The organism is Stenotrophomonas sp. YJH_SMC_105-26, assembly GCF_059368915.1.
This window is the reverse complement of sequence record NZ_JCAFSD010000001.1, coordinates 908,290-920,643: the sequence shown is the minus strand read 5'-3', so window position 1 is coordinate 920,643 and position 12,354 is coordinate 908,290. Positions and strand designations below refer to the sequence as shown.

Annotated in this window: 11 protein-coding genes; all 11 read left to right on the top strand. The window is 68.4% G+C overall.

All coding sequences use genetic code 11. The features are described from left to right. Positions 1 to 79: 79 nt before the first annotated feature. Positions 80 to 1,138, top strand: a complete 1,059-nt coding sequence (locus tag AC5P7F_RS04270; protein WP_046432299.1) for a pilus assembly protein PilM — start codon at positions 80 to 82, stop codon at positions 1,136 to 1,138. Continuing rightward, positions 1,138 to 2,019, top strand: a complete 882-nt coding sequence (locus AC5P7F_RS04265) for a PilN domain-containing protein (RefSeq protein ID WP_014648259.1) — start codon at positions 1,138 to 1,140, stop codon at positions 2,017 to 2,019. Before AC5P7F_RS04270 ends, AC5P7F_RS04265 begins: the two co-directional genes overlap by 1 nt. After that, positions 2,016 to 2,672 (top strand): type IV pilus inner membrane component PilO, encoded by a 657-nt coding sequence (locus AC5P7F_RS04260; RefSeq protein ID WP_005418916.1) that lies wholly within the window; start codon positions 2,016 to 2,018, stop codon positions 2,670 to 2,672. Before AC5P7F_RS04265 ends, AC5P7F_RS04260 begins: the two co-directional genes overlap by 4 nt. Further along, the gene (locus tag AC5P7F_RS04255; protein ID WP_005418914.1) at positions 2,672 to 3,205 is read left to right on the top strand and encodes a pilus assembly protein PilP; all 534 of its coding nucleotides are present in this window, start codon (positions 2,672 to 2,674) and stop codon (positions 3,203 to 3,205) included. The genes AC5P7F_RS04260 and AC5P7F_RS04255 overlap by 1 nt, the downstream gene beginning before the upstream one ends. A 21-nt stretch (positions 3,206 to 3,226) precedes the next feature. Then, positions 3,227 to 5,197 (top strand): type IV pilus secretin PilQ, encoded by a 1,971-nt coding sequence (locus tag AC5P7F_RS04250; protein WP_053495744.1) that lies wholly within the window; start codon positions 3,227 to 3,229, stop codon positions 5,195 to 5,197. A gap of 186 nt (positions 5,198 to 5,383) precedes the next feature. Continuing rightward, positions 5,384 to 6,409 carry an AAA family ATPase gene (locus AC5P7F_RS04245; protein ID WP_014648255.1) on the top strand — a complete coding sequence of 342 codons (1,026 nt, stop codon included), beginning with the start codon at positions 5,384 to 5,386 and terminating at the stop codon, positions 6,407 to 6,409. An 8-nt stretch (positions 6,410 to 6,417) separates the two neighbouring features. Further along, the gene (locus tag AC5P7F_RS04240) at positions 6,418 to 7,347 is read left to right on the top strand and encodes a DUF58 domain-containing protein (protein ID WP_046432294.1); all 930 of its coding nucleotides are present in this window, start codon (positions 6,418 to 6,420) and stop codon (positions 7,345 to 7,347) included. Next, positions 7,344 to 7,793 carry a DUF4381 family protein gene (locus AC5P7F_RS04235; RefSeq protein ID WP_014648253.1) on the top strand — a complete coding sequence of 150 codons (450 nt, stop codon included), beginning with the start codon at positions 7,344 to 7,346 and terminating at the stop codon, positions 7,791 to 7,793. The genes AC5P7F_RS04240 and AC5P7F_RS04235 overlap by 4 nt, the downstream gene beginning before the upstream one ends. Beyond that, a complete protein-coding gene (locus AC5P7F_RS04230) occupies positions 7,790 to 8,794 on the top strand; it encodes a vWA domain-containing protein (protein WP_014648252.1) in 1,005 nt (334 codons plus the stop codon). Before AC5P7F_RS04235 ends, AC5P7F_RS04230 begins: the two co-directional genes overlap by 4 nt. After that, positions 8,791 to 10,629: a VWA domain-containing protein gene (locus tag AC5P7F_RS04225; protein ID WP_164077923.1), complete on the top strand. Its 1,839-nt coding sequence runs from the start codon at positions 8,791 to 8,793 to the stop codon at positions 10,627 to 10,629. The genes AC5P7F_RS04230 and AC5P7F_RS04225 overlap by 4 nt, the downstream gene beginning before the upstream one ends. Next, positions 10,626 to 12,341, top strand: a complete 1,716-nt coding sequence (locus AC5P7F_RS04220; protein ID WP_164077922.1) for a BatD family protein — start codon at positions 10,626 to 10,628, stop codon at positions 12,339 to 12,341. Before AC5P7F_RS04225 ends, AC5P7F_RS04220 begins: the two co-directional genes overlap by 4 nt. Positions 12,342 to 12,354: the final 13 nt, after the last annotated feature.

The window sequence follows — 12,354 nt, the reverse complement described above, 5'->3', positions numbered from 1 at the left end:
GTTGCCATTTGCTAAGAATACGTTATTAATGCTTGGGCGCAGGTCTTGCGTCCAAGTGCCCGTCGGCAGGGGAGAAACCGTGGGGCTCATCCCAAAAAGTCAGTCGCCGCTCGTAGGCGTCGACATCAGTTCGACTGCGGTAAAGCTTTTGCAGCTGTCCCGCAGCGGCAATCGTTTCCGCGTGGAACATTACGCTGTGGAACCTCTGCCGCCCAATGCGGTGGTGGAGAAGAACATCGTTGAAGTGGAGGCCGTGGGTGAGGCCATCCGTCGGGCGATGAACCGTTCAGGCAGCAAGGCCAAAGTGGCCGCTGCCGCCGTCGCGGGGTCGGCAGTGATCACCAAGGTGATCCCGATGCCGGCCGATCTCGACGAAAACGACATGGAAGCCCAGATCGAGCTGGAAGCGGTCAACTACATTCCGTATCCGATCGAGGAAGTGAACCTGGACTTCGAGGTGATCGGGTCGATCCCGAACAACCCGGAGATGGTCCAGGTGCTGCTGGCCGCGTCGCGTTCGGAGAATGTCGAGCTGCGCCAGTCCGCGCTGGAACTCGGTGGCCTGCAGGCCAAGGTGATGGACGTGGAGGCCTTCGCGGTCGAGAACGCCTACGCCCTGGTCGCCAGCGAGCTGCCGGTATCCATCGACGGCGTGGTCGCGCTGGTCGATATCGGCGCCACCATGACCACCCTCAATGTCCTGCGCGGCGGCCGCAGCCTCTACAGCCGCGAGCAGGTGTTCGGTGGCAAGCAGCTGACCGACGAGATCATGCGCCGCTACGGGCTGAGCTACGAGGAAGCCGGGCTGGCCAAGCGCCAGGGCGGCCTGCCGGAAAGCTACGAGATGGAAGTGCTGGAGCCGTTCAAGGAAGCCACGGTCCAGCAGATCAGCCGCCTGCTGCAGTTCTTCTACGCAGGCAGCGAATTCAACCGCGTCGATCACATCGTGCTGGCCGGCGGCTGCGCCGTGCTCGGTGGCCTGCCGGAGATGGTCGAGGAACAGCTGGGCGTGCCGACCGTGGTCGCCAACCCGCTGGCGCAGATGACCCTGGGGCCGAAGGTGAACGCGCATGCGTTGGCCCAGGATGCCCCCGCGCTGATGATCGCGACCGGTCTGGCGCTGAGGAGCTTTGACTGATGGCACGCATCAATCTATTGCCCTGGCGCGCCGAGCGGCGCAAGCAACGCCAGCGCGAGTTCTACGCAATGCTGGGCATGGCCGCCGTCGGTGGCCTGCTGCTGTCGCTGATGATCTGGTTCTACTACGACCGTCAGGTGAGCGGCCAGATGGACCGCAATGCTTATCTGGAAGCCGAGATCGAGAAGGTCAAGGAACAGAACAAGGAGATCGACCGCCTCGACGCGCAGAAGGAACGCCTGTTGGCGCGCAAGAAGGTGATCGAGGAGCTGCAGGCCAAGCGCTCGCAGATGGTCCACCTGTTCGACGCGCTGGTGCGCACCATCCCCGACGGCGTGGTGCTGACCGCGCTGAAGCAGGAAGGGGATGTACTGACGCTGGAAGGCCGCACCCAGTCCAACGCCCGCGTTTCGGCCTACATGCGCAACCTGGAGACCTCCGGCTGGATGACCAACCCGGAGCTGTCGATCATCGAAGCGCGTGACCCGGAGAAGGACAAGGACGGCAAGGCCGGCCCGCTGGCCGACATCAAGGCGCTGCCCTACGTGTTCGTGGTCAAGGTGAAACTGCCGGCACAGAGCGAAGAGGTGTCGGCGACGCCGGGCCTGAACGCCGATGGCTCGGTGGCGACGGCTGCGCCGGCACCGGTGGCTCCGTTGGCCGCAGGTCCGGATGCCGCAACGCCTGCGGCGCCGGCGGCGGGCCAGCCGGCAGCAGCTCCCGCCGCACCGGCCACTGCACCGGCCACGCCGGCCAAGCCGAACCAACCGGCCGCTCCGGCCGCCGCGCCGGCCCCGGCACCTGCCCCGAAGCCTGAGGGCAGCCGCCTGGCGCAGCCGCCGCAGGCCTTCAATGCGCTGCTGCAGGGGGACCGCGCATGAGCCAGAAGATCGACATCAAGAACCTGGATTTCAACGACATCGGCAACTGGCCGCAGAAGGCCAAGATCGTCTTCTGCTCGTTGCTGGCGCTGGTCATCATGTTCGTGGCGTGGATGCTGCTGATCAGCGGCAAGCGCGAAGAACTGGCCGGCCTGGAATCGAAGGAAGTCGAGCTGCGCACCGAGTTCACCAAGCAGCAGGAACGCGCGGTGAACCTGGGGCCGCTGAAGCAGCAGCTGGCGCAGATGGAGCAGGTGCTGCAGCAGATGCTGCGGCAGCTGCCGAGCAAGACCGAAATGCCCGACCTGATCATCGACATCTCGCAGACCGCGCTGTCCAGCGGCCTGACCAACGAGCTGTTCGAGCCGGAGCAGGAGCAGATCAAGGAGTTCTACGCCGAGAAGCCGATCAAGCTGCGCATGGTGGGCAGTTACCACCAGTTCGGCGCGTTCGTCAGCGGCGTGGCCTCGCTGCCGCGGGTGGTGATCCTGACCATGCACGACATCAACCTCAAGCCCAAGGAAAAGACCGGCGGCAACGTCCGCAGCGGTGCACTGGAACTGTCCGGTACGGTCAAGACCTACCGCTACCTGGACGAGACCGAGGTGCAGGCGCAGCAGGCGGCCGACGCTGGCAAGGAGGGCAAGAAGTGATGCGCGCGCAGACCGTACGTGGTGCGATGGTGCTGGCTGTGCTGCTGCTGGCTGGTTGCGGCCGTGGCGTGACCAGCACGCCCGGTGACGCACCGAACCTTGAGAAGTGGGTGGAAGGCGAGCGCGCGCGACCGGCGCAACCGCTGGAGCCGCTGCCGGTGATGCAGCAGTTCGAGACCTTTGAATACTCCGCGCAGGGCATGCGCGATCCGTTCACCGATGCCTGGACCAATCCGCAGCAGGGGAATGGCGGATTGCGACCGGACCCGAACCGGCGCAAGGAGCCGTTGGAAGGCTTCCCGCTGGATGCGCTGGACATGGTCGGCACCATCGGTACCGGCGCAGGTACCGTGGCGCTGGTGATGGGGCCGGACAAGGTCACCTACCGGGTTCGCCCGGGCGGTTACCTGGGGCAGAGCGACGGGCGGGTCACGGCGGTCTTCGAAGACCGCGTGGAGCTGATCGAACTGGTGCCGGATGGCGCGGGTGGCTGGCTGGAACGGCCGGCAACGCTCTCGCTTGAAGATCAATGATCGTTTACTGGGGATAGCACGATGACCTTTCACCAAGCCAAGGGGCTGCGTCCCATCCGGCGCTCTACCTTGAACCGTGTCAGCGCGCTGGGAGTCGCGCTGATGCTGGCCTGCGCTCCGGCGCTGGCTGCCGCACCGGCGGAAAAGCCGGTGGGCGCCACCGTGGCACCGGCCGCCGCGCCGGCGGGCCTGTCGGTGGCCAAGATCGATTTCAAGCGTGGCGATGACGGCGCCGGGCGCCTGATCGTGCAGTTCGACGGGCAGGGCGCGATCCCTGACCTGCGCACGCAGGGCAACAGCGTCGTGGTCGACGTCGGCAATGCCCGGCTGCCGGCCAACCTGCAGAAGCCGATGAACGTCACCGACTTCGCCACGCCGGTACAGCGCATCGACGCCAAGCCGTCGGGCGCCGGCACCCAACTGGTGCTGAGCACCGGTGGCGCGGTGGAGTCGCTGGCCTACCAGAGCGGCAACGAATACGTGGTCGAGATCAGCCCGCGCCAGGCCCAGGCCGCCGTGGGTGCGGTCACCGCCGGCAGCGTCACCCAGGCGGCCAAGGCCGTCGGCCAGCGCGGCTTCACCGGCAAGCCGGTGACCTTCAACTTCCAGGACGTGCCGGTGCGCACCGTGCTGCAGTTGATCGCCGAGGAGTCCAACCTGAACGTGGTGGCGTCCGACTCGGTGCAGGGCAACGTGACCCTGCGCCTGGTCAATGTGCCGTGGGACCAGGCGCTGGACATCGTCCTGCGCGCCAAGGGCCTGGACAAGCGTCGCGACGGCAGCGTGATCTGGGTGGCGCCGCAGGCCGAACTGGCCAAGTTCGAGCAGGAAAAGGAAGACGCGCGCATCGCCATCGAGAACCGCGAAGACCTGCAGACCGACTACATCCAGATCAACTACCACAGCGCCACGCAGATCTTCAAAGCGCTGACCGAGGCCAAGGGCATCGGCGGCGGCGGTGGTGGTGGCAGTGGTGGTGGTTCGGGCAGCTCCTCGCAGGAAGACAGTGGCTTCCTGTCCTCGCGCGGCCGCATCGTGGCCGACGAACGCACCAACACGCTGATGATCAGCGACATCCCGAAGAAGATCGCGCGCATGCGCGAGCTGATCAACGTGATCGACCGCCCGGTCGACCAGGTGCTGATCGAAAGCCGCATCGTCATCGCTACCGACACCTTCGCCCGCGAGCTGGGCGCGAAGTTCGGTGTCAGCGGCAGCCGCGACAATGTGTACTTCAGCGGTAGCCTGGATGCCAATGCGAAGACCCGTGAGTCGCAGGTTGCGACCGACCTGGCCAATGCCAAGGCCGAGCGTGACTGGGTAGCCGGTGGCCGGGTCGGCCCGCCGCCGGTGAAGTCCGGCTCGGCGATCACCCGTGGCCTGAACTGGAACCTGCCGGTGGCCGCCGCCAGCAACCCGGGTTCGCTGGCACTGTCCATCCTCAATGCGGGTTACCTGCTGGACGTGGAGCTGTCGGCCATGCAGGAGGAGTCGCGAGGCGAGGTGATCTCCAACCCGCGCGTGGTCACCACCAACCAGCGCGAAGCGATGATCAAGCAGGGCAAGGAAATCGGCTACGTCACCATCAGCGGTGGTACCGCTGGCGGCGTGGCGACCCCGAACGTCCAGTTCAAGGAAGTGGTGCTGGAGCTGAAGGTCACCCCGACCATCACCAACGACAACCGCGTGTTCCTCAACATGCAGGTGAAGAAGGACGAAGTCGACCAGCTGATCCAGCTGGAGGGCTACGGCACCGTGCCGTCGATCAACCGACGCGAAGTCAACACCGCGGTGCTGGTCGAGGATGGGCAGACCGTGGTGATCGGTGGCGTCTACGAGTTCACCGATCGCAACAGCATCAGCAAGGTGCCGTTCCTGGGCGACGTGCCGTTCCTGGGCAACCTGTTCAAGAAGCGCGGTCGCAACAAGGACAAGGCCGAGCTGCTGGTGTTCGTCACCCCGAAGGTGCTGCGCGTGGCCAAGCAGAACTGAGCCGTCGCACCGGAGTCTTCGAAGAAGGGCCGCCCCGTGCGGCCCTTCTTCGTTTGGGCTGGCGGCATGCACGAAGCAGATCCATGCCCAGCGTGGACGGCTGTTCAGCGGTTCTTGATGCCAATCGCAGGGCACCCTGCGATGATGTCGGGAACCCGTGCCGTCCTGCGCCGGTCAAAGGCCCCCATGAACCTGCCACCGCCGATGCCCGAAACCGTCTCGCCGCCGCCCGCGCCGGCCACCTCCCGCCTGCATGCGGCGTTCACCCAGCTGCGCGACGCGCTGTCGGCCGAGATCGTCGGCCAGGCGGCACTGGTCGAACGCCTGCTGATTGCATTGTTGGCCGACGGCCATCTGCTGGTGGAGGGCGCGCCGGGCCTGGCCAAGACCACGGCGATCCGTGCACTGGCCTCGCGCCTGGAAGCAGACTTTGCCCGCGTGCAGTTCACCCCCGACCTGCTGCCGGCCGACCTCACCGGCACCGAGATCTGGCGCCCGCAGGAGGGCCGCTTCGAGTTCGTGCCCGGCCCGATCTTCCACCCGATCCTGCTGGCCGACGAGATCAACCGGGCACCGGCCAAGGTGCAGTCGGCGCTGCTGGAGGCCATGGGCGAGCGCCAGGTCACGGTTGGCCGCCATACCTATGCGCTGCCGCCGCTGTTCCTGGTGATGGCCACGCAGAACCCGATCGAGCAGGAGGGCACCTTCCCGCTGCCGGAAGCGCAGCTGGACCGTTTCCTGATGCATGTGCGCATCGGTTACCCGGACCAGGCCGCCGAATCGGAAATCCTGCGGCTGGCCCGTGAGCGTGCCCGTGGTGCATTGGGCGAGGCTGCGCCGGCGCCGGACAAGATGCCGATGCAGGACGTGTTCGACGCCCGCCGCGAAGTGCTGGACCTGCACATGGCACCGGCACTGGAGCGCTACCTGATCGAACTGGTGCTGGCCTCGCGCGATCCCGCGCGCTACGACGCCGGCCTCGGCCGCCGCATCGCCTGGGGGGCAAGCCCGCGCGGTTCCATCGCACTGGAGCGCTGTGCCCGTGCGCGGGCGTGGCTGGCCGGCCGTGACTTTGTCACGCCCGACGACGTGCGTGCAGTCGCCGCCGACGTGCTGCGCCATCGCGTGCTGCCCAGCTATGAAGCCACCGCCGAGGGCTGGGACGGCGAGCGCCTGGTGCAGGAGCTGCTGGCCCGGGTGCCGGCACCCTGAGCCTGCGCATGACCGATCCATCCCTGGAACAGGCACCGTCCGCGCTCGAAGGTGACGGGCTGCGCCCGCAGCTGGCCGAACTGGTCGCGCTACGGCGGCTGGCACAGCGTCCGCCGCCGCCGCGCCGTGGCCGCACCGGCAACGCGGGCCAGGCACCGTCCCAACTGCGCGGCCGCGGCATGGAATACGCCGAGTCGCGCGAATATGTAGCTGGCGACGACGCGCGCCACATCGATTGGCGCGTGACTGCGCGCACCGGCCGCGCCCATACCAAATTGTTCCAGGCCGAGCGCGAGCGGGTCAGCCTGATCGTGGCCGATACGTCGCCGGCGCTGTACTTCGGCACGCGCGTGCGCTTCAAATCGGTACAGGCCGCCCGTGCCGGTGCGGTTGCCGCGTGGTCGGCGCAGCGCCGCGGCGACCGCGTGGGTGCGCTGCGCGGCAGTGACCGCGAAGCGCCGATTGCCCCTGCGGGCGGGCCACGCGGCGTGCTGCGCGTGCTCGACGCGCTGACCCGCTGGTATGCACAGCCGCCGGTCGACGATCTGGGCCTGGCGCGTGCACTGGATCATGCCGGTCGCGTGCTGCGCCCGGGGGCACGCATGCTGGTGCTGGCCGATCCGCAGCAGGCCATCCGCATTCCGCCCGCGCGCTGGAGCGCGCTGGCCCAGCATCACGATCTCAGCCTGGTGCTGCTGGTTGATCCGCTGGAACTGCATCCCCCCTCGGCGGCGCTGCAGTTCCAGACCGCACAGCAGCGCATCGGCCTCGACCTGCGCCGCAGTGAAGTGCAGGCGCATTGGCAGGCACACTTCGTCGAACCGCTGCAGGAACTGCGGCGCCAGCTCGGCGCACGCCGTGTCGATGTGCAGGTGCTGTCCACGGATGCGCCCAGCGACGCGTGGCTGGCGCCATCACCGACCGAGGTGCCGGCGTGAGCGCCGCGCTGCCGCTGCGCGATGTGCAGTTGCCACCGGCACCTTCATGGTGGCCGCCTGCCCCCGGTTACCTGATGGTCGGCGCGGCGGTGGTGCTGGTGCTGTTGGTGATCGCCGTGCTGATGTGGCGGCGTCGCCGTCGCCGCCAGCGTTGGTTGCAGCTGTTCGATAGCGAACTGGCAGCCACCACCGACGCTGCGGCCGAACTGGCGGCCATTGCCGGATTGCTGCGCCGTGCCGCACGCCGTGCAAAGCCGGGCAGTGAATCGCTGCGCGATGATGCCTGGTGGCAGCGTGTAGACCCGCAGGGCACGTTGCCCGATGCGCGCCGCAGCCTGCTGGCCGAAGGCGCGTATCGCCCACGCGTCGACAGCAGCGACGTGGCGGCCGTGCGCAGTTGGGCCCGCGAGCGCTATCTGGCGATGCTGCTGGAGCGCCGCCGATGAACCTCTGGACGACCTATTGGCCATGGCCGGACCTGCAGCTGGCATGGCCACTGGCATTGCTCGCGCTGCCGTTGCCGTTGCTGATGCGCTGGTGGAAGCGCCGTGCAGAACCGGGCGCCGCGCTGCGCGTGCCCTACGCCGCCGCCGAGCTCGAAGCGCTGTCCGGTGGGGGCCGCGTCGACGTGTCGTGGCTGCGCACGCTGCTGCTATGGCTGGGCTGGTGCGCGCTGTGCATCGCGCTGGCACGGCCGCAGCAGCTGGGCGAAGCCATCACGCCGCCGCAGCAGGGCCGGCAGATGATGCTGGCGATGGACGTGTCCGGCAGCATGGGCGAGGGTGACATGGTGCTGGGAGCCCAGGCGGTTGATCGCCTCACCGCGGCCAAGGCCGTGCTGGCCGACTTCCTGGATCGTCGTGCCGGCGACCGCGTCGGCCTGCTGATTTTCGGTGATCGCGCCTACACGCTTACGCCGCTTACCGCAGACCTGGCCAGCGTGCGCGATCAGCTGCGCGACAGCGTGGTCGGCCTGGCCGGGCGCGAGACCGCCATCGGTGATGCCATCGGCCTGGCGGTGAAGCGCCTGCGCAGCCAGCCGGAGGGACAGCGCGTGCTGATCCTGTTGACCGATGGTGTCAGCAACGCCGGTGTGCTGGAGCCGCTGCGCGCCGCGGAAGTCGCGCGCGCCGAAGGCGTGCGCATCCACACGGTTGCATTCGGCGGCGATGGCAGCATGCGCCTGTTTGGTATCCCGATTTCCACCGACCAGGATCCGGTCGATGAGGCCACCCTGAAGAAGATCGCCAGCATGACCGGTGGCCAGTTCTTCCGCGCGCGTGACACCGCGCAGCTGGCCGGGATCTACGCCGAGCTCGATCGCCTGGAGCCGGTCGCCGCGAAGGGGCCGAGCCTGCGTCCGCGCGAAGAACGCTATGCCTGGCCGTTGGGGCTAGCGTTGCTGCTGGGCGTGCTGGCCTGGCTGTGGCCGGAGCGTCGCCGATGATCGCGTTTGCTTCGAATCTCCCCGATTGGAGCGCATTGCACTTCCTGCGACCGGAGTGGTTGTGGGCGCTGCTGGCGTTGCCCCTGATCCTCGCGCTCGCGATGTACCGGCAGCGAAGCAGTGATGCGTGGCGGCAGGCGGTGGACGCACACCTGTTGCCCCACCTGCTGGCCGCGGGCGCGAAGCGTCGAGTGCGCCTGCCATGGGCGCTGCTGCTGGGCTGGACACTGGCATCGCTGGCCATGGCCGGGCCGAGCTGGCGCCAGCAGGCACAACCGATGTTCCAGGCCAGCGCACCGCTGCTGGTGGTGCTGGACCTGTCCAGCCGGATCACGGCAACCGATCTTCCGCCGTCGCGCCTGCTGCAGGCGCGGGCGAAAGTGGGCGAACTGCTGCGCGCGCGCCAGGGCGGGCAGGTGGGGCTGGTGGTGTATGCCGATGATGCCTACACCGTGGCGCCGCTGACCGACGACGGCAGCAATGTTGCGTTGTATCTGGATGCGCTGTCGCCGGACGTGATGCCGCGTGATGGCCAGCGTGCCGACCGCGGCATCGACTGGGCGACACGCTTGATGCGGCAGATCGGCGCGTTGCAGGGGCAGATCCTGCTGGTCAGCGATCAGGCGGACAGCGAAGCTGCACTGGCGGCGGCGCAGGCACGCAGCCTGGGCCTGCAGGTGTCGGTGCTGGGCCTGGGCACGCCTGCCGGTGCGGCCTACCGCGATGGCAATGGGCAGATCCGCCAGGCCGCGCTGGATGAGGGCAGCCTGCGTGCAGTCGCCACTGCCGGTGGCGGCCGCTATGCGCGCATCTCTGCCGATGACGGCGATCTGCGTGCGCTCGGTGTACTCGACGCGCGCGACGGCACGGCGGCGCAGCGGCCGGGCGAAGGCAAGCAGTGGCGTGACGAAGGCTTCTGGTTGCTGCCGCCGGTGATGCTGCTGGCATTGCTGGCCTTCCGCCGTCGCGCGGTGCTGGCTGCGGTGCTCGCGGTGGGTCTGCTGCCATGGATGAATGACGCGCAGGCGCAGGCCCCTGCGACGCCTGTCTCGCAGCCGGCGCAGGGCACGCTGTGGAAGCGCAGCGACCAGCTGCAGCATCAACGCCTGGCCGAGGGGGTTCAGGCCTACCGCAGGGGCGACTTCGCCACTGCACGCAGACAGTTCGAAGGCATCGACAGCGATGCCGGTTGGTACAACCTGGCCAACACGCTGGCACGCGAAGGCAACTACGACGACGCAATTGCCGCCTACGACCGCGCGCTGGCGCTGCATCCGGGCATGGCCGATGCGGTGGCTAACCGTGCCGTGGTCGATGCCGCACGCAAGCGCAGGCCATCCGGGGGCGGCCAAGGCCAGGATCAACAGAAGCCACCGCACAACGGGCAGCAGAAACAACCGCAGGGCCCGCAGGGCCAACAGAACCCACAGGGACAGCCGAAGCAGGGCCAGCAGCAACCCGGCCAGGGCCAGCCGCCGTCGGGCCAGCAGGGCCAGCCCAAGGCGGGTGACAACAACGCGCAGTCGGAGCCTCAGCCTGGCGAACGTGGCCGCGATGGCCAGCAGGCACCACCGCAGGTGGAAGATGCCAAGGCGCAGGCGCAGGCCGATGAACAGCAGCGCCAGCGCATGCAGCAGGCGATGCAGCAGGCACGCGAGGGTGAGGCCGGCAAGGGGGGCAAGCCAGTGCCGGGTGGTGAGGGCCGCACGCCGCGCCAGCGCGAGGAGCAACAGGCGGTGGAGGCATGGATGCGGCGTGTGCCGGATGATCCGGGCGCATTGCTGCGGGCCAAGTTCCAGCTGGAAAACGAACGCAGGAAGAGGGAAGGGCGATGACGCGGTCGATCAACATGCACGGGCACTGGCCTCGACAGGTGCTGGCGGCGCTGCTGTTGTGGCTGCCGCTGCTGGCCTGGGCGCAGCCGCGCGCGTGGCTGGACCGCGACCGCATCGCGATGGGCGACACGGTCACGCTCAATGTCGAGAGCGACCAGGGCGCCCCTGACTTCACGCCATTGCGCACCGACTTCGACCTGAGCGGGCAGACCAGCAGCCGCCAGGTGGAATGGAGCAATGGCAGCATGCAGCAGCGCAACCTGTATGGCGTGGCGCTGACACCACGACGTAGTGGTGCGCTGGTGGTACCGGGCCTGCAGGTGGGCAGTGTGCGCACCGCACCGCTGACGCTGCAGGTCGATGCGGCCGCCGTGGCGGGGCCCGACAGCAATGCGATGGCCTTCATCGAAACCGTTGTCGATGACGATACACCGTATGTGCAGCAGAGCGTGGGCGTGGTGGTGCGGCTGTACTTCGCCTCGCAGCTGGCCTCCGGCGAGCTGGTGCTGGATACCCCGGCGGGCGCGTCGTTGCAGCGTGTGGGCGACGACCGCACCGATGTACGCCAGGTCAACGGGCGCCGCTACAACGTGGTCGAACGGCGTTTCCTGCTGATCCCCGAGCGCAGTGGCGCGTTGCGCCTGGCCGGTGCCCGTTTCAGTGGGCGCAGTGCGGGTGGCTTCTTCGACGACTTCTTCGGCGGTGGCGATGGCCGCATGAATGCCACCGGCGCAGACCGCACGCTGCAGGTGCAGGCACAGCCGGCGCAGGCCCCGCAGCCGTGGCTGCCACTGCAGAGCCTGCAGCTGCGCTACACCAGTGCGCCGACCAGTGCCCGCACCGGTGAGGCCGCCAACGTGGTGGTCGAAGCGGTTGCCGAAGGCGCGACGCGCGCGCAGTTCACCGACCTGCCGGTGCCGGATGTCGGCACCAATGCGCAGGTGTTCGCCGAACCGGCACAGTACGAAGAGACCTTCAACGGCAGCACGCCGCGCCTGAAGATCACCCGCCGCTATTCGATCGTGCCGCGCCAGCCGGGTTCGCTGGTGGTGCCGGGGCCGCGCCTGCCCTGGTGGGATGTGCGTAACGGCAGGGCGCAGGAGGCGAAGCTGCCGGACCTGACGCTGGCCGTCGCGGCCGGCACCGGCACCGGCACTGCCTCACCGGCGCCATTGCCGCCGATCGACACCGATGCCGCGCTGCCGGGCGCCGATGGCCAGGACAGCCGCATCGCCGCGACCGATCCGCGTGCCAGCGGCCTGTCCGAGCGTCCGTGGCCGTGGATGGCGGCGGCCATCGGCCTGGCGTTGCTGTGGCTGCTGACTCTCCTGTGGGGCTGGCAGCGAGGTCGGCGCCCGCGCGCAGTGGCGCCAGTAGCGGGCAAGGCCTCTGTGCCGACTGCGGCGGGCGGGCGTGCCGGCCTGGCAGAACTGCGCCGCGCGCTGGATGGCGAGGGCTTCGAACAGGTGGAAGCACAGCTGTGTGCGATGGCTGGTGTGGAACGCATCGAGCAGGTCATCGCGCGGCTTGGGGATGCAGCCCAGCGTCAAGTGCTACAGGACCTGCAGCAGGCGCGGTGGGGCGGGCAGGGGGATCTGGCGCCGCTGCGCACGCGCCTGCGCGAGGTCTTCCGTGACGGACCGCACTGGTCGGCGGCTGCGGGCACCGCCGACACTGACCTGGCGCCGCTGTATCCGCCGCGGCGAACCTGAACCGGCGCCGCTT